17 protein-coding genes are annotated in these 18,026 nt (G+C 52.2%); 11 read left to right on the top strand and 6 right to left on the bottom strand.

Translation table 11 applies throughout. The features are described from left to right. The first annotated feature begins 93 nt into the window (after positions 1 to 93). The 4 genes from NXS13_RS07425 (at position 94) to NXS13_RS07440 (ending at position 3,618) form a co-directional block, all read left to right on the top strand. Positions 94 to 678, top strand: coding sequence for a nitroreductase family protein (locus tag NXS13_RS07425; protein ID WP_259289559.1), 585 nt, complete (start codon positions 94 to 96; stop codon positions 676 to 678). 88 nt (positions 679 to 766) lie between these two features. Next, a complete protein-coding gene (locus NXS13_RS07430) occupies positions 767 to 1,366 on the top strand; it encodes a nitroreductase family protein (RefSeq protein WP_259289560.1) in 600 nt (199 codons plus the stop codon). Positions 1,367 to 1,593: 227 nt separating this feature from the next. Next, entirely contained in the window at positions 1,594 to 3,000 is a 1,407-nt protein-coding gene (gene uhpT, locus NXS13_RS07435) for a hexose-6-phosphate:phosphate antiporter (RefSeq protein ID WP_259079258.1), read from the top strand. Between the two features lie 60 nt (positions 3,001 to 3,060). After that, complete coding sequence (locus NXS13_RS07440) at positions 3,061 to 3,618, top strand: gamma carbonic anhydrase family protein (protein ID WP_259158557.1); 558 nt, start codon at positions 3,061 to 3,063, stop codon at positions 3,616 to 3,618. Here the strand turns inward: NXS13_RS07440 and NXS13_RS07445 are convergent. Together NXS13_RS07445 and NXS13_RS07450 are read right to left on the bottom strand one after the other, a co-directional pair. Further along, positions 3,615 to 4,625, bottom strand: a complete 1,011-nt coding sequence (locus tag NXS13_RS07445) for an ROK family protein (RefSeq protein ID WP_259158556.1) — start codon at positions 4,623 to 4,625, stop codon at positions 3,615 to 3,617. The two genes, NXS13_RS07440 and NXS13_RS07445, sit on opposite strands and share 4 nt — an antisense overlap. 154 nt (positions 4,626 to 4,779) lie before the next feature. After that, complete coding sequence (locus NXS13_RS07450) at positions 4,780 to 4,923, bottom strand: hypothetical protein (protein ID WP_259158555.1); 144 nt, start codon at positions 4,921 to 4,923, stop codon at positions 4,780 to 4,782. Here NXS13_RS07450 and NXS13_RS07455 point away from each other — a divergent pair. Continuing rightward, positions 4,922 to 6,019, top strand: coding sequence for a TIGR00730 family Rossman fold protein (locus tag NXS13_RS07455; RefSeq protein WP_259158554.1), 1,098 nt, complete (start codon positions 4,922 to 4,924; stop codon positions 6,017 to 6,019). The two genes, NXS13_RS07450 and NXS13_RS07455, sit on opposite strands and share 2 nt — an antisense overlap. Before the next feature lie 33 nt (positions 6,020 to 6,052). Beyond that, positions 6,053 to 6,469, top strand: a complete 417-nt coding sequence (locus NXS13_RS07460) for a MarR family winged helix-turn-helix transcriptional regulator (RefSeq protein WP_259079241.1) — start codon at positions 6,053 to 6,055, stop codon at positions 6,467 to 6,469. Positions 6,470 to 6,514: 45 nt separating this feature from the next. Here NXS13_RS07460 and hrpB read toward each other — a convergent pair whose 3' ends face one another. Beyond that, positions 6,515 to 8,881 carry an ATP-dependent helicase HrpB gene (gene hrpB / locus NXS13_RS07465; protein ID WP_259289561.1) on the bottom strand — a complete coding sequence of 789 codons (2,367 nt, stop codon included), beginning with the start codon at positions 8,879 to 8,881 and terminating at the stop codon, positions 6,515 to 6,517. Positions 8,882 to 8,937: 56 nt separating this feature from the next. Here hrpB and NXS13_RS07470 point away from each other — a divergent pair, with 56 nt between their 5' ends. The 5 genes from NXS13_RS07470 (at position 8,938) to NXS13_RS07490 (ending at position 13,185) form a co-directional block, all read left to right on the top strand. Further along, positions 8,938 to 9,552 (top strand): DNA-3-methyladenine glycosylase I, encoded by a 615-nt coding sequence (locus NXS13_RS07470; protein ID WP_310593319.1) that lies wholly within the window; start codon positions 8,938 to 8,940, stop codon positions 9,550 to 9,552. 14 nt (positions 9,553 to 9,566) lie between these two features. Continuing rightward, positions 9,567 to 10,280, top strand: coding sequence for an SDR family oxidoreductase (locus NXS13_RS07475; protein ID WP_259079237.1), 714 nt, complete (start codon positions 9,567 to 9,569; stop codon positions 10,278 to 10,280). 31 nt (positions 10,281 to 10,311) lie between these two features. Beyond that, a complete protein-coding gene (locus NXS13_RS07480) occupies positions 10,312 to 10,614 on the top strand; it encodes an RNA-binding S4 domain-containing protein (RefSeq protein ID WP_259079235.1) in 303 nt (100 codons plus the stop codon). A gap of 59 nt (positions 10,615 to 10,673) precedes the next feature. Next, on the top strand, positions 10,674 to 11,483 hold the full coding sequence (locus NXS13_RS07485; RefSeq protein WP_259158551.1) for a VOC family protein: 810 nt from the start codon (positions 10,674 to 10,676) through the stop codon (positions 11,481 to 11,483). A 799-nt stretch (positions 11,484 to 12,282) separates the two neighbouring features. Next, positions 12,283 to 13,185, top strand: a complete 903-nt coding sequence (locus tag NXS13_RS07490) for a CAP domain-containing protein (protein ID WP_259158550.1) — start codon at positions 12,283 to 12,285, stop codon at positions 13,183 to 13,185. A 771-nt stretch (positions 13,186 to 13,956) separates the two neighbouring features. On the opposite strand, the gene NXS13_RS09375 is transcribed toward NXS13_RS07490, so the two are convergent. The 3 genes from NXS13_RS09375 to NXS13_RS07500 form a co-directional block, all read right to left on the bottom strand. Then, positions 13,957 to 14,484 (bottom strand): hypothetical protein, encoded by a 528-nt coding sequence (locus tag NXS13_RS09375; RefSeq protein WP_396124768.1) that lies wholly within the window; start codon positions 14,482 to 14,484, stop codon positions 13,957 to 13,959. Between the two features lie 1,104 nt (positions 14,485 to 15,588). Continuing rightward, complete coding sequence (locus tag NXS13_RS07495; RefSeq protein ID WP_259079229.1) at positions 15,589 to 16,461, bottom strand: GIY-YIG nuclease family protein; 873 nt, start codon at positions 16,459 to 16,461, stop codon at positions 15,589 to 15,591. 569 nt (positions 16,462 to 17,030) lie between these two features. Then, entirely contained in the window at positions 17,031 to 17,930 is a 900-nt protein-coding gene (locus NXS13_RS07500) for an alpha/beta hydrolase (protein WP_259079223.1), read from the bottom strand. Positions 17,931 to 18,026 lie beyond the last annotated feature (96 nt).

Below are 18,026 nucleotides of genomic sequence, written 5' to 3' on the forward strand. Positions count from 1 at the left end.
TAACTAAGCTTAGACCCCTGGGGTCAGAAAGTCCTTGACCGGGTTTTTCCACCCATGTTATCGTTGACACTTCAACAAAATTAAGGAGAAATAATGCCTCTACATGATATGAGTGTTCGCGAGGCCATTGAGAGTCGTCGCGCAACTCGCCACTATACCGACCAGCCCGTGACCGACGAGGTTCTCGATCATATTGTCACTCTCGCCCTCGAGGCACCAAGTGCCTTTAACGGCCAGCGCCGTGACCTCGTGGTGGTCCGCGACCAGCAGATCAAGGATGGTATTTATAAAGCCTCGCAGCAGACCCAGCTGCGCGACGCACCGGTGGTATTAGTAGCTATCGCACGAACCGGCGAACCGGACGACCTAGCAGAGATCGTTGGCGAGGAACGCGCCGAAGGCATTAAAAAGTGGCTCATGGCTGAGCCGGGTAGGCTGCGTGAAAGTGCTATCAAGGACGCGATGATCATGGGATCTTTTGCAATGATCGCCGCTCAGAGTCAAGGGCTTGTAACCTCGCCCACGACTGGCTGGGATGAGCGCGGCATCTTAGAAGCAGTGGGGCTTGGCGATTCGGCCGATCACGGCGTGGGTATTGTGCTCGCGATGGGGTATCCAGCGGAATCCCCCGAGCACCCGGGGCGCAGAGACGACCGTCGCGTCGACAATCACTACTAAAATTATTTTATTGAGCGCGCCTTTTCCCAAAGGTGCGCTCAATTTAGATTAGGGTGGGTACAAAACTAGGCTTAGAATTGGGGCCTCGATGACCACCCAAAGCGTGACCAACCAAACCGTGACTGACGCTATCATGCAGCGCCGATCGGTGCGCTCTTTTACTGATGAGCCCGTAGCCAATGAGCTTATCGATCATATTATAGCTCTCGGATTAGAAGCACCCAGTGCTTTTAATGCGCAGCGACGTGATCTGGTGGTGGTGCGAGACAAGGCTGCAAAAGAGGCGATCTTTGCAGATTCTCAACAGGAATTTTTAAGTCAAGCTCCCATCCTGGTGGTGGGGGTCGCTCGGCTCTTCGAACCGGATGACCTCAGCGATTATATCGATCAGGACTTCGCCATTCAGGCTTTAGAGTGGTATCGCGAGGAACCTGGCCGACTACGCGAAAGTGCCATCATTGATGCGACCATTGCCAGCTCATTCCTCTTGCTTGCCGCGCAGAGTCGAGGATTGGCCACCTTAGCAACAACCGGATGGCACGAAGATCGTGTTCTCGAGGCTATAGGTCTTGCGGGACGAGGGGATTATGGGGTGGCTATAGTCACGGCTATGGGGTATTCGACTGAATGCCCGCCCCACCCTGGGCGCAAAGCCAATCGGCGCGTTGACGAACGTTATTTCCTGTGACTAAGTAGATACAAAGATCACTATTTAATATATACCACATAGAAGCCCTTTTTCTGGCTATTGAGCCTGCTCAGGCGCCCGTAGTGTTACTCAACGCTAGTAAGATATCTCACATAAAAATACTATGAATTCACTTTATGAAGTGATTTTAATCATGGTCTTACCGGGATTTATTGGCTGATAATTTTGTAGTTATAATGAGCGCGTTTTATGGAAATTATCGGTCCTTGAGCAGAAAGAAGCTAAGCGTGCTCGCATTCTTAGAGGAAAAGAGGAAGCCGACTCTCGACCTGCCCGTCGAAGAACGTCGGAAGATGTGGTTCAAGCCTTTTATGCAGTCCTATATGGTCGTTTTCGTGGGCTATATGGCAATGTATTTAATTCGCAAGAACTTTAACGTGGCCCAGAATGATTTGATCGAAACCTACGGATTGACCAAAACCCAGCTGGGTATGATCGGCCTGGGGTTTTCGGTGGCCTATGGCATCGGTAAAACCGTGGTGTCGTATTACGCCGACGGTAAGAATACGAAGCAATTCCTCCCGTTTATGCTTATTCTCTCCGGCCTGTGCATGTTAGGTTTCAGTGCCAGCCTGGGCGGTGGCAGTGTTAGCATCTTCTTAATGGTTGCCTTTTATGGTCTGTCTGGCTTCTTCCAGAGTGCTGGCGGTCCTGCAAGCTACTCCACGATTACCAAATGGACACCGAGGAAGCGCCGCGGCACCTACCTTGGTTTGTGGAATATATCGCATAATATCGGTGGCGCCGGTGCAGCAGCGGTGGCAGTATTCGGCGCTAATGTCTTCTTCGGCGGTCACGTCGTAGGTATGTTTGTCTTCCCCTCGGTAATCGCGCTCATCATTGGTTTCTTTGGTTTGCGATATGGTTCAGATTCTCCAGAGGCCTACGGTTTAGGCAAGGTAGAGGAACTCTTCGAGGAACCAGTCAGTGACGAGGACCTCGCAGCGGAGAGGGAGAACCTATCCAAGTGGCAGATCTTCTTGCGCTATGTATTAAAGAATAAGATCATCTGGATTTTATGCTTCGCCAATATTTTCCTGTATGTAGTTCGTATCGGTATTGATCAATGGTCGCCTGTCTATGCCTATGAGGTTCTAGGATTCTCCAAGGAAGCTGCTATCTCCGGCTTCGCCCTCTTCGAGGTGGGTGCGCTCACCGGTACTCTTCTGTGGGGCTACCTGTCCGATTTCTTCAATGGACGCCGAGCGCTGGTGGCCTGCGTCGCCTTAGCCCTTATCGTGGCCACCTTGGAGTTCTACCAGTTCGCCACCAATGAATTTATGTACCTGAGCGTACTCTTCGTGCTTGGCTTCCTTGTTTTCGGCCCGCAGCTTCTCATCGGTGTGGCAGCGGTGGGCTTTGTGCCCAAGCGCGCGATTAGTGTGGCCGACGGCATCAAAGGCACCTTCGCCTACTTAGTCGGCGATAGCTTCGCCAAGCTGGGTCTGGGCATGATCGCCGACGGGCGTCCTATCTTCGGACTCACTGGCTGGGCTGGTACCTTTGCTGCCTTAAATTTCGCCGCCATAGCCTGCATCGTGCTGCTCTCCTTCGTAGCTATTGCTGAAGAGAAGAAGATTCGTAAGGCAAAGAAGCAGCAGGCCACTGCCTAAGCCTCTGTGATCAGACGCCCACCCGAAAAAAATCAGCGGGTGGGCGTTTTTTGCACCATAATGGGCACTATGCCTCTTATTCTTCCCTGCGGCGGCAAAACCCCGCGTATCCATTCCTCTGCTTATATCGCCCCCAACGCCACCATTATCGGTGATGTGGAAATTGGGCCCGATTCCTCCATCTTCTATGGCTGCGTCCTGCGGGCAGATAGCAATTCCATTCGTATCGGAGCGCGAAGCAATATCCAAGATAACTCCGTCCTCCACGTCGATGCGGATGCTCCCGTGGTAATCGGGGATGATGTCACTGTTGGCCATATGGCTCTTGTCCACGGCTCTACCGTGGCAGACGGCGTTCTCGTGGGAATGAAATCCGCTTTGCTATCGCGCTCCACTATTGGTCGCGGTTCCCTGATCGCGGCGGGCGCAGTTGTGCTCGAAGGGATGGATATTCGGCCGCTGAGTTTAGCGGCGGGTGTACCTGCGAAAATACGCCGCACTCTCAGCGAGGAGGAGGCTCGGGGATTTATCGAGCACGCCGGGCGCTATATTATCACCGCCCATACACAGCCCCTGATCACCGAGGCTGTGGACATAGCCGATGTCCGCTATGACTAGATAGAATAATAATCGCGCCGGGTTTTAATCGCCTGCGTAAATCCCAGCGGGTCTGCGAGCAAGGGCGCGAGCGCTATTGCCCGAGCTGCAGCTCGAGCATTATCAAGGTGGGTAGGAATAACCCGAATTTCCACCTGTGCGTGCTTCGAGCCGCGAATCGACCGCGCCAGGCCATGCGCCTCCTCGCGACTTTCGAAGGCGGACCCTGCGAGCACAATGGTATGCGGATTGATCTGTTCCGTGAGCTGTAGAACAGTCTCGTGAAGTGGCAGTGCTGGGTCGACGGCGAGGCGCTGGACGGAATTAAAGGTATGCACGGCGGCGCCAATAGAATCGTCGGCATAGCAGATGAGCCCACGGTGGTCTTCGCGATGGTTGACACGACTATGAGAAATGCGTTGAGCTTGTTGCTCCGCGCCCGCGATTGCCTCGATAACATTGACGGCCCGAACCTGGGTGTCAAAGGCCTCCTCGAGGGGCGAGAGCAGATTAATATGATCCCAGCCGAGGTTGTCGGCGCTGATACGGCGGCGGGAATTGACTGCTCCCGGGGTGGAAATGCCGATATTAGCCAGCGGAATATCATAATCCGACAGCATTGTTCTCAATGTCGGGATGAGCGCTTCGATAAAGCTCTTAGGAGAATGACGGTGGTGATCGAAAGAGAGAAATTGCTCGCGAATCAGTTGCCCCCCGGAACCGAAGAGTCCTATATAGGTAGAAGAGGTGCCTATAGCGATACCTATATGCAGCCATGGGCTGGGGGCAATCTCGAGTGGGATTTTGGGTCGACCTGGACCTTGAGGCTTGATTTTATCGGGGCGTTCACGCACGAGATCGAGCTGCATCAAGGCTAAGGTGGCGCGTGTGATCGTGGGCTGCGAATGCGGCGAATGGTCGACTAAGAAGGTGCGCGTGACCGGTTGGGTGAGCCTAATCAGCTGCAGACATAGGGCCGCTGGCGTTTGGGGTCCTATAAATTCTGCGGAGGCTGGGTATGAGCTCACAAGGTGCATAGGACTATGATAAACAAAACAGACAACCTAGTCTAATTAAATAGACAGATCGTTCAGCTCGGGTGTACCCTCAACGATGCAATTAAGGCTGAGGCAAAAGGAAAGACTCAGACGTTGTTATCCCGCGTACTTTTGCAAACTATTATCAACCTAGCTCCATGATATAAACGGATTCACTAGATAAACTGCCGTAATCAACCGCAATACAGCTGGCCACAGGATAGACCTCATCGCTCACATCCCCATTTGCTTCGAAAGTATCGGGGAGTGGATTAGAATGACTAACCATGACTTTCGCTGTAGCTGCTTCGCCCCTTGATGACCTCACCGTTCGCATCATGACAAACGGTGTCGACCGAGATCGCGAAGACCGCACCACAGCGGTAATCAATAATCTCAACCGCCTCAGCCCAGGTGATAGTCGCCCGGATATATCCGACCCGACTATCACCCGCTACCTAGACTTTGATAGTCAGCGCGGCGATATCGGTGTAGTCCTCGAAACTCAAACCGGCGAACTGGCCGGCGTTATGTGGGCTTCCTTTATTAAGGCATGGGGTTTTGTTGCCGATAATGTTCCAGAAATGGTGCTCTTCGTAGACCCGAAGTGGCAAGGACATGGCATCGGCGGCTGGTTTATTGATCAAGCTATTACCCATGGCCGTACCCACGGATGGCAAGGAATAAGCGTACGCGTCAATCCACATTCGCCAGCTCGACGCCTCTACGCGCGCAAGGAGTTTATTGCCCAGGATATGCAGGGCATTATGTTGCGCACCCTTTCCCCACTCATTAAATCCGTAGCCGTCTATTGCGGCTCGGTCCCAGGTAACCGCAGTGAATATGCCGATGCGGCCCGCGATCTAGGGCGGGAACTCGCCGAGCGTGGCATCACTATGGTGTACGGGGGCGCCACAGTAGGGCTCATGGGCGAATGCGCCAATGCCTGCCTTGACGCGGGAGGTGAGGTAATCGGAGTGATCCCTAAAGGCTTGAAAGATCTCGAATTCGCCCACCCAGAATTAACGCGCTTGGAAATTACCGACGATATGGTGGACCGCAAATCGCGGATGGAGGAGTTAGCGGATGCATTCATTGCCCTCCCGGGTGGCATGGGAACCCTCGAAGAGCTCAGCGAAGTTCTCGTACGTCAACAACTAGGTCCCTATACCGGCCCTGTAGCCCTCTTTGATGTCGAAGATTACTGGCAGCCGCTTATCGACGCTCTTAGGATGATGGGCGAGGAGGGTTTTATTTGGCCCCGCTATTTAGACGCTATCGTGGTGGCAGATAATGTCAAGGAGCTTTTTGAGGGCTTCAATACCTGGGCCAATCCAGGCTTGAAGTGGCAAAGGGGTGCAGCGGGAGAGAGCGTGCAACACTAGCAGCTTTTCATTGCATGCAATAGAATTGGACATATGTCCGCCCAGGAAAAACTCCAGTCAGATATCTGCTTTCAGTTCTATACCGGCGCTCGCCTTCTCCAGCGCAGCTACCGACCCTACCTAGAAACGTGGGGAATCACCTATGTGCAGTACCTCGTCTTGCAGTGCCTGTGGGAAAAAGACGGGCAAACTATTGCCGCCATCGGTGCTCTCGTCGACCTCGACTCCGGCACCCTATCGCCGCTACTCAAACGCCTAGAAAAAGCTGGATGGGTACAGCGGGCAGTCGATGAAACCGACTACCGCCGCGTGATCTTCTCCCTCACACCGAAAGCCCAGAAGCTCGAGGGAGAGGCTGAAGATATGCGCAGCCAAGTGGAATCTATGATTGGACTTAACAACGAGGATATGGCGGCGATTCACAAGATCATGGACAAAATCCGTCCTTAACTACTCTTGGCGATACTTAGCAACACCTGGCGACTCTAGCGACACCTAGCGACTCAGTGCCCTTTTAGTCTTCGCCGTGGCATCGCTTCGTGATGGATGCTCGGGCCACGGATGCTTAGGATAGCGGCCTCGCATCTCGGAACGGATATGGACATAAGCACCAGACCAAAACCGACTGAAATCGTCGGTACGCGCCAGCACCCGTCCAGCAGGGGAGAGCAGCTCGAAAAGTACTGGCTGGCCCAGGATAGTGGGAGTGTCATCGAGACCGAAGCACTCCTGTAGTTTCACCGCGACCGTAGGGCGCTGACGATAATCCACCCTGATAAAATGGCCTGAGGGTACCTGCAGAGATTCAGGAGCGAGCTGATCCAGCTCGCCTGCTATCGGCCACGGAAGAATACGTCTTAAGGCGGGGTAGAGATCAATATCTTTTTTACCTGCTCCCTCAGCTAAAGCATCAAGCTCTGGGCCTAACCAGGTCAGGGGATCAAGGGCTGCGATATCCGGCCATGGCTCGCCTAGGCGCTCATATAGGAAGTGCAGCCGATCTAAAAGATGACGGGCCCGATCAGAGAGCTCGAAGAAATCTATCCCGTGGCTGCTAATAGCCTCCGCATAGGCCCGGCGCGCCATGAGACGATCGGGAGCAACCGGGCGTTCTGAGAGGGTAATAGCACCTAGCTTCTTTCGCTTTATAGCCCGGATCTTCCCCTCGGCACTTATACAGGTACTGCATTCTTCAGTGGGAGGGTAGATGCGTAGGGCTGCTGCGTGATCGAGCGGCGCAGCCAGGCTGATCTGGGCTCCGCGCGCCTGTAAGGTCATATCAGCAATGGCAATCCACTCAGGTTTATGATCAGCCCACAAGTTTCTAAGAGTGGCTCTGGTTCCACTGGCCAGCAGATAGTCCTCACCTTCATTGTGAGCAATACTTTCTGGCATAGCCAAGGCCACGATCTCTCCCACCGAATACGAACGTGCATCATCGGGGGCATAACGCTGCAAGCGTGAGACTTCCCGCCGAAAGCGTGGGGTGGGGGACAGGTCCCTGATCACTTGGTTTAGATCCCCGCGCGCATTCTCCATCATGGCCGCGATGACCTTCGCTGCTTGCTTGCCTGCTTTTAATAGTGCGTGGGCATAACGCGGCGGCGCTGGAATTTCAGCGAGTTTGCGCCCCCAGGCGTTCAACTGCCCCTTATCGTCGAGAGCAGCAAGGGTATCCAAGGTTGCCAGGGCGCTTTCCACAGCGGCCATTGGAGGGGGGTCGAGGAGTGGGAAATCACTGAGTCGACCGCCCCATCCTAGTAACAGGAGAAGAAAGTTGCTGAGATCAGCAGCAAGAATCTCGGGCTGTATATGAGGCTGAAATTTAGCGAAATCATGCTGTCCGTAGAGCCGGATCACCTCACCTGGGCCCTCACGCCCTGCTCGACCCGCACGCTGAATCGCAGAAGACTGACTACACGAGGTGGTCACTAGCCCACTAAGCGACCGACCTGCATCACGCTTCGGAGTGCGCACCAGACCTGAATCAATGACGATTCTTACCCCAGGGACCGTGAGCGACGATTCTGCAACCGGAGTGGCCACCACGATACGCTGACCAGGGGAATACAACGCCTCATCTTGGGCTTGTCTTGATAACTGTCCGTAGAGGGCAAAAACTTTAACAGAACTGAGAGCCTCGATGTCGCGGCATACAGTATTGACCTCCCGCACACCAGGCATAAATACCAAAACTGAATGCGGCGACGAGGTCGCCTTTTCCACCGCAAGGCGGGCGGCTTGATGCAGAAAATCCCGATGACAGTCCGCCCGTCCAGCCAGGGGGACATAGGAGATATCCAGTGGAAAAAGGACACTGTCGGTACGGATAACTGGCGCTGACAGAAGATCGGCACAACGGGCTGTATCCACGGTCGCTGAGAGCGCTCCTACGATAAGCTCAGGGCGCAACTGTCGTAATTCCACCAGCATGCCCATGAGAAGATCGGTATCTAATTGACGCTCGTGGACCTCGTCGATAAGAACGGCGCTCACCCCAGATAGCTCAGGATCAGCAATCAGACGCCGCACCAATACCCCGGGGGTAAGAAACTCCACGAGCGCACCTGGATGGCTCTCCCCGCGCACGGTATAGCCCACACGATCACCAAGGGAACTATGGTCGAGCTGCGCAAGCCGCCGCGCAGCCTGCCGCACCGCCACCCGGCGCGGCGCGGTGACTAAAACCTTGCCATTTAAGGCGCATGTATTAGCCACCAGCGGAGGAATAAACGTGGTCTTACCCGTGCCTGGTGGGGCCTGAACCACAACAGTGCGGTGATCATCTAACGCGGTGGTGATCTCGGAAGCGATAGCGCTCACAGATAAACCACGACCGATTGATTCCAACGCAAAAACCATTATTCAAGGATAGCCTTAAAGCAGGAAACCCTCCGATCGAAAGAGAGAACTTACGTGTGATACCTGATCTCGAAGCGCGTGGTCTTATCATGGGCGCAGACGGCCGCGCGCGACCACAATGGGCGCATGGCAGTAATCTCATGCGCGCCTACTATGACACCGAATGGGGTGCGGTCATCACAGACGAGCAATCGATCTTCGAACGCCTCGTCTTAGAAAGCTTTCAAGCTGGTTTAAGTTGGGAGATCGTGCTCAAAAAGCGCGCAGCTTTTCGACGTGCCTTTAAAGACTTCGACCCCGAAAAAGTTGCACACTTTGGTGCCAAAGATATTGAGCGGATGGCGGCAGATACGGACATTATCCGCAATACCCGAAAAATATCGGCCGCCATCACCAATGCCCGTGCCACCCTAGCGCTGCGCGCACACGATGAGGGCGACTTGGCGCACCTCGTCTGGTCCTATGCGCCACAACCACGACCGCGCCCCCAAAACGCCGCCGATATACCCACCAACAGCCCGGAATCGCGCGCTCTGAGTAGTGCATTGAAAAAACACGGCTTCGTTTTTATCGGCCCCACCACCATCTATTCCTTCATGCAAGCCATTGGGATGGTAGATGATCGCATTTCAGGCGCCGCCGATCTCATCCCCACAGAAAAATCAGACTAGGAGAATAAATTTTCATGACTTCACCAACACGTACTGCCGTTATTACCGGCGCCTCATCAGGAATCGGGGAAGCCAGCGCCAGAGCACTGGCGGCCGATGGCTGGCACGTCATTCTCATCGCACGCAGAAAAGACAGGCTCGAGAGAATTGCTCAGGACATTGGCGGGCAGGCAATCGTTGCCGATATCACCGATGATGAGGCGGTACGCCAGGCCGCTTCACTCATTCCAGCATGCGATCTCCTTGTTAATAATGCCGGAGGGGCAATCGGACTTGACCCGATAAATCACGCTAACCTCGACGAATGGCTAAGCATGTATGAACTCAACGTCCTTGGAACCGTACGGATGACTCAAGCTTTGATCGAAAAACTCACGCTATCCCACGGGCATATTATTACCATGAGTTCCACCGCAGCCCTGTACCCCTATGCCGGGGGAGCAGGATATAACGCCGCAAAATTTGCGGTAAGTGCCGTTAATAAAGTGATGCGCATTGAATATGCCACAGATGATATTCGAGTCACGGAAATCAATCCGGGGCGAGTACACACCGATTTCTCCCTCCACCGTTTCCGCGGCGATAGCGCCCAAGCCGAAGCGGTCTACGCCAACCACCTCAATCTGGAAGCAGCTGATATCGCCGAAGCGGTGCGCTGGGTGGCTTCCACCCCGAAGCACGTTAATATCGATCGCCTCGTGATCACCCCGCGCGATCAAATACTGTAGCCCTCTCATCAACCGACTAGACTCGTAGCCTATGCACCCTGAAGATATTGCGATCAAAGGCCAGGAGATTAAACTTGGCCAATTCATCAAACTCGCCAATCTGGTTGATACTGGCGGCGCCGCCAAACAAGTAATTGCCGACGGGTTGGTAACCGTTGATGGCACGGTAGATACGCGCCGGGGTAAGACCTTGCGCGGTGGCGAGATCGTATGCGTGGGTCCTAGCTGTGCCCGCGTAGTTATTGGAGGCGCAAACGACGATGACTATTTCGATGAGAAAACCGCCGATGATGATTTTGATCCCGAACAGTGGCGCTCTGTAACCTTCGACTAGTACCAGTATTACCCCTTCTAATCCGCCGAGCTTACTGAATTACCCGAGGACAACTGATTATGCCTGCTTTTCAATCCGAACCAGGAATGCCTTACTGGATCGATCTGACCACCTCCCAGATGGACGTATCCACCCAGTTTTATGAAAAAATTTTTGGCTGGGAGATTGAAAAGATCAGTTCCGATTATCGCCTTGCCCGCCTTCAAGGCCTCCCAGTGGCGGGTTTCGTTGAACGCCCTGAACAGTCCCAACAACCCGATACCTGGGTCACCTATTTCCAGGCGGGCGATATCGCCCGAAACGTGGCACACGTTGAGGAACTAAGTGGCCAAGTACTCACCAGTCCCCGCAGCGTCAAACTCGGTTCAGTAGCATTGCTAGTGGATCCAACCGGGGCACTCTTTGGGCTGGTAGAACCTGAAGGAGAGGATTCCTTTATCGCTGCCGGTGAACCAGGAACCCCCGTGTGGCACGAACTAACAGCCACCAAAGACTTCGATGCAGCCCTAGATTTTTATGCGGAGCTCTTTGGGTGGGCCCTTGCGACGAGCGAAGACCATAGCTACGCCACTGCGCTTATCGACGGTTCAGGGTTCGCTGGCATCTATAATGCCCGCGAAGAATTCCCACCCCATATTCCAAGTTTCTGGCAAACCTTCCTCGGGATCAAAGACGTAGATCTTATCCGCGAGACGGTCGTGGAATTAGGCGGTGAGATCTTGAGAGAACCCTTCGATTCTGGGTTCGGCCGCATGATGATTATTGCAGATCCGACGGGTGCGCTGGTCACCTTGTGTAATATCGACGAGCCTGTAGAAGAAGGCCGCGAATCAGATCCCCTTGAGGGTTTTGACCTGCCAGGGCTCTAAGGAAGAAGAGGGCTAGACTTATCGGACGATGAAGGTGGCACCTCAGCTACCCGAGGGTATCTTTGGTGGGATTTAGATAAGACTCAGATATCCAAGGGTGACAAGGACGCTAGTTAGCGAGATCGATCTTGGATTGGTCCCGCCTGTAACGAAGCAATCTAAAGTCGCCTCTCTTATGGGTCTGTCTTAGCACTTGCTGTGAGCTGCAAATCTGCTTGGCTAAGATCCGACTAGGTAGCGACCTTCTACGTTGGCCAGGGGAAGATTCCGTATCGTCGGTACTCTAAATTGTTACGTAGATATAGATATGCTAGCTGGTAGCGGTCAGTTTCACCGCGCTTCTCATATGAAATCTCTGACCTGAGATAATGCCTATCTATCTGAATTTTAAAAGATTCTTAGGAGGATGATTTAGCTAGTGTGAAAGAGGGGTGTAAATTGCCTGCTAGGAGCCCAAAAAATGGTCGGGGCCGCAATTCACCTATCGCTATGAAGCCAATTGAAACGCATCAAACCTTACGGTACTCGATGATAGTCAGGGCTCAAGCTCCCCCTTGATAGGAATAACCTACATTTGACAACATGAACCCAGCTGAATCATAAACTTCTTCGCATGATAGTGCTGAAAAGCCAGAGGACTATTCTGTGATCATTGTTATATTTTTCTAAGCCTTCGCTATCGATACTGGCTAACAGCTTTTGTGAAATCCGTAAGAGAAAGACGATTACACGAAACGGCTCTCCGAAAAGATAAGCTTGAATATGGGAGAACCTCCTAAAAGGAACTAAGGAAAATACTATGAAGAACATGACTAACGAGGTCAAGAGACGTATCGTTGCGGTAACGACGGCTCTAGCTGTTACCTCTGGGGTCGTAGCAGCCCCCCAGGCAATCGCAGCGCCATCCAATAACTCTGCTAATGGCCAAAACGTTTCCAAGGGGCAAGGGCCTGAGACTCAGGTTATCTCGATCATCGGGGCAATCCTGGGTGTATCGGTTCTGGCTGCCTTTCTCGCAGCCATCCTGAGCCAATCGAAGGACAACGCTGCTCTTTCATCTGAGATCATCAAGGACATCGGTGACAATATTCCTCAGGGGAATACTCCGGCACCGGCGCCGACACCGCAGCCACGACCAAACCCACGTCCAGCACCTACCCATGACCCAGCTCCAGCGCCAACTCCGACTCCTTGGGACAAACCCAATGACCCCTATATGAAGGAGTCTGAACTTAGAGAGGAGGCGTTGCGACAGTTCGACGAATGGAATAGGTACCGTCGGATGAACGGCCTTCCTGAGGTTATTTGGGACCATAGGATGGAACAGGACTGCTATCGTTGGGCCGATAAGCTTGGACGGTTCGCTACACCTGAGGGGCCTCATGGAAACAAGCTCATCAACCAGAACGTTAAGTTTGCTCACGAAAGTCCCTATATCGAGTCAGGCCTTGATCCTGAGTATGCCGAACTCGTAATGAAGGTAAGCCCTGATCGCTACTTCGCGGAGAATACACTCGCCACATTCTATGGAGACTTCCAGAAAGCCCTAGAAAAGTTCAAGGCTTCACCAGGACACAATCGGAATCTTCTGCGGGGCAAGGGAACCGGGCAACCTCGTGGAGCCGTCTCAATCGTGAGAAGTAGCTTCGATGGCATATATGGCATGAGACAGTATGTTGTGATCTACCGAATCAAAGAATAACCTATCTGTAAAATGCAGGCTCGTTTGTATCATTAACGATTCAAGTTCCCCTTAATTGGTTGTGAATGGGCTTGTCGGAGACGGCGGTGGAAACTAAGCTCTACCTCTATCGCCGTCTTTTCTATACCTTTCTTCGAGACATCCATAAAAAGTGCAACCCTGAATTCTGACGGTGGCAAGTTTCTGATACAAGCTTTTACCTGTGAGAACGACCACAGAAGGAACCGCATGTGGCCACGATACAACTGAATTGAAATAGGGATAGCCCCGCATAAACTTCAACAGTTGCAGTCCACCTATCGCTACGAAGAAATTGAAACTACGGAACCGTTCTCGCTGAATACATGAGTGAGCATCGCAACTACAGTACGCAATGTTTTAGGAGATTATACGAGACCGAATCGTGTGTGCTCAGGCACGTATTGGAATTATTCAAAATAGAACTCCACGGTGACGTCACTACCGTTCGGGTTCAGCGTGGTACTCTGCCAGCGGTTCGCAGCTAATGGGAATTAGTTCTTGAGCCTGCTGTCAGCGAGTGAGACCAGAAGGCCATATCAGGGGCAGGTGCTATTAGCAATTGTGCTCAGCTAGAAAACCAGCTATTACCTGGCGGCTAATGACAGTAGGCTTTCCATTGGCCGTTTTATTCCCGCCTAAGCTCATTTTCGCTCATATCAAAATGGGAAACAATTTCGGCTCTAGGATTGTGTCAACTGATCACTTTCGCCATGCCATAGCTATCCCATGAAAGGTCTTTCTCGCCAGCGATTATAAGGATATTGGCTCGGGTATCCTCAGCCGCGATCGAATATACGTATCCACCTCGACGGCACAGTTATAAGAACCTCTAGGAATGGAGGGCGACTCAGTTACCGAAGGGATGAGCATACTGGTAATAAAGATAAGGAAAGAGGACTTCTGAACATTTACAAAAAAGAATCTCTTCGCCCTTCCTATCCACGATGAACCGTGGTTTTTAAAATTAAGGCCGAAGAATGTGTACGCAGATGGTGCGATCAGAACTACGTTATCTATCACGTCATATTCAGTCGCGAAATGAAAAGCGTACTCCGCGCCCATCGATGTACCTAGGACGGTGATAGGTTCATCATTGCTGGTATTTTTCGGCACATAGGCGAGTAGGTCTTCGAACTGCTCCTGTGGAAATTTAATTAATATTGCAGGTTGATTAACCAAGCCGAGCGTAGAGGCCGCGAGAGTTTCGTAGCCAAGCTGCGCCAGCCGTCGGGCTTTCCTAGGATTAGGGCTGCCTTCAGAGCTGCCGTAACAGACTATGACCTCTTTGTGGGTTTTATGTCAGGGGTCAGGTGGACGTCTTGGAAGGCCCTGTCGCGAACCTCTTTGATATCCATACCGTTTACGCTCGTAGAATACGATCGCATATCTGTTGCATGAGCGAAAGAATTACTGGGAATATCGCTGTTTTTGTTATAAACCGCAGCGATACAACAAGGACGCAGAGTGCTACGGCGACAACGATAGCGGATACGGCCATCCATAACGGAATCTTCTGTGGCCTAGACACCGATGTTTCTCCTCACCGCTGATCGGTAATAAATTTAGATTCTCTAAACACGAAGAGTTGGTGCTCACCTTGACTGTACACCGCTTGCTCTTTTCTTGATCCCCTTAATCGGCCACACGAGGTGGTCAAAAATTTCCGGTCTGATAGTCCTTATCGAGGATATGGGCCCAGCAAACGGGCTGGGCAGAAGCCCGCCCCATGTGCTGTATAAGTACGCTGATCCGATCGTTGGGTATTGAAATATTGTTTGTAGGTAATCAGATGGTGGAAGTGATCCCTAGTTTCAAGAATGGTTGTGTGCGGCATATACGCTACTATTCTCTTGCAGAGTACAAGGACTATCTTCTGCACTACTGCACACCTTAATAGACTTGCTAAGAGTTGCTGATTTTGATCTAGGATTAACCTTTTGCATTGTGATTCTATGTCTCGAATTGACTCCATAGATTAGACCTAAAGTGGAAAAAATACCACTGGGCTGGTTGTCGAGAAGTGAAACAAATGCAGAAACAGAAAGCAAAATCACCTCGCGCGGAGGGAAACCAGTACTAAGTACCTATGACGTAAAAGGAACCCGTTGAAGTGTTCATACTGATGAATGACCTAATATGATCACAGAGTGATGCGGCGTCTAGGAGATGTGAAGATCTTCTACAGTACTTCCTGGAGCGCTCGATGATCCAAATTTACTCACTAAGCTCGGTGATCAAATGCAAATGGTAGAGCGATATCATTGATGCAAGCGTGCGGTTTTAAGGTACCGAAATTTTCAATTAGTGTTGCCGCACTTAGCAAAACAGAAACCGCTATGACCAGTCTCGGGGTGATGGGGATGTTTTGGTTACAGTTTGCGGTTATGAGGAGCTAGTAGATCCAAGTTCGGCTTGCTCTAGTGCACGCAAAGTTACGCCATCGCTGTTCTTCCAGGAAGTTTTTCCGGAAGTCGATGCCCCAATGAGAAAACTAGAGGCCGCTGAGGGTGAGGTGAATAGCGTATCTCGCAGCAGCTTGTGATCGGCGCTTACTCGATCTGCGAAGCGCTGTCTGTTTTTCTTAACAGATTCTGGTGCCGACTCTGTAAGTCCCTCTCGCAGAGTGGCCCCCGCGAGAATAACAAAGCCATCGTTAGTTTGGCGGCCAGTACCACATGCTCCAGCGGCCTTTAGATAGAGTAGAGGCTCTACTTTGGGAGACAACGCTGGTGATTCTGGCGCAATGACCTTTGCATCATCGACTGCATCGAATACTCGGTAGCCAAGCGAGCCGATAAGGATTTTGGCGTTGGCAATGAACTCATCGAGGGCGGCTTTCTTTTCTTCGGTGACATTACCGGGGGAGGGATCATTGCTATTGACCGCACGAACTCGATCGGCGACTAAGGCATGCTGGTAAAAAGCATTTTCCAGATAAGAAATCTCGGTTGGACCAAACGAGTTGTCCGAGTCGATGATCAAGATGGAATGAGTGAAATAGTCTAGTTTCTCCTCGCCAAGGTGCTCTGCCACGCGAGCGAGCACCCCGTTTCCGTTCTTGCGTTCACGGGCTTGTCCGACATAGAGAAGTTCTTCTCCGGATTCGGTGTCATTACCGAACAGCAGGTAGACGCCCGTCTGGTTGAGCTCGGAGCGGTTTTTAGAACGATGGATTTCTGTACGGGGGATGAGATAAACCTTGCCCACCCAGTTATCTAAAGAGCATTTGATCCGACCGTTGGGTGAGCCATCCATCAAGAACAATTGTACGGTCCTAGGAAATACCATGGTTCACCTTATATCTTTTCTGTCTCCCGACTATGATCATTGCTCCAGCCCACTTGCCGCAATGCTACACCTGCAATCGGTACGTATCAGTGCGCAGCGTCGCACTATCCTCGCTTCGGCTTTACTGTTTGGTAGCGATTGGCTATCTACGAATTAATTTTGGTAGAAAGCATCGTCCGAACCTATTTTAGCACCCTCATTTGGGTCTTATTCCCCATCCTCTAAGGGACGTATGACGTCTCGATAATCATACGGCTGAATGGTCCGACTGATTCCTTTGTGATTGTCTCGATAGAGACTGCCACGAAGCGAAAATTTATCCTTAACAGTTCGATTTGACGGTACCGTTAAGGATGTTTTGGTAAATGCCCATACAGCCTTGGCTGTTTGGGGCTCATTCGAGGTGGAGAACCACTAGCTATCGCTGCCGCTTCGGCCCGCGATCAGTGGTTAGCCTAATAGCAAAGTAGTTATGTTCTGGACTCGAATATAAGACTTGCGTCTCGCCGCACTTTAAAGAGGACCACAGATAATAATTAGCTCTCGTGGGCATAGTTGCTGCGGAAAAACTCAGCGATATCGCGAACCCGCTGCCTAGCCACCGTAGGCGTGGACACCCGATGCTCAGAGGTATAAACCTGAGTGCGCACCGCAGAAGCCTCTTCGAACCACGGATAATGGCCAGCAATAGAATCGTGGCTGGCAATCTGCATGAAAGTGGTGGGAAGTGTGTCAAGGGCCGGGAAATCAGTGCCACCGCGTATATCTTCGGGTAGTCCATCAAGCTCAAGATGGGGGAAGGTGAGTGCGAGGGCGTCAAAAAGCTCAGCGCAAAGAACGGCAAGCGCACCGCCAGAGGAATAACCCCAAGCGCCCACCCATGGAGCACCTTGACTACGAATCCACTCGGCTGCCTGGGTGACGGCAGCGATCACGGCGGGGAGATCGGACTCAGGTAGGAGGGGATAGTCGAGATCAACAATGGTAACCCCAGAAAGCTCCGCGAGACCCGCGACCTCAGGGCGCCAGGCATTCTCGAGCGCAACCCCAGAGCCTTTCCACCAACCACCAGGGTGGAGGGAGATGGCCCAAGCACCGCTGGGTTGAGAAGGCCTAAAGATTTTTGCATTCAGCTCAGGTAGATCCTCAACCGTGATGCCGTCGATAAAGGCCACCCCTGGCATAGCGTGATTTACGGCCGCACCCAACATCAACATGGAGGAGTGGGTGAGACGGTCCGGGAGCATGGCGTCGAAAGTATCGGCAGGGAGTGGATCGGAGGGGTTATCGGACCACGGCGGGTTCTTCTCTGGGGCCTCATAATGAGCATGAATATAGGAGGCGAGCTGCTCGAGCTGTTCTTCTTCGCTCATATCGCGGTCGATACCGCCAACTTGGAAGGCTTCACGTTCGGGGTCGGAATATGGATTAGTCATGGCATCATGGTAACCACACTCGTGTCTAAACTGCTAGGGCGTAGCCGCAAGATTGGAGAAGCAGAATCACCATGCATCGTCTATGCCACTCTGATT

The sequence above is a fragment of the Corynebacterium sp. ES2730-CONJ genome (assembly GCF_024834055.1).
Lineage (GTDB): Bacteria > Actinomycetota > Actinomycetes > Mycobacteriales > Mycobacteriaceae > Corynebacterium.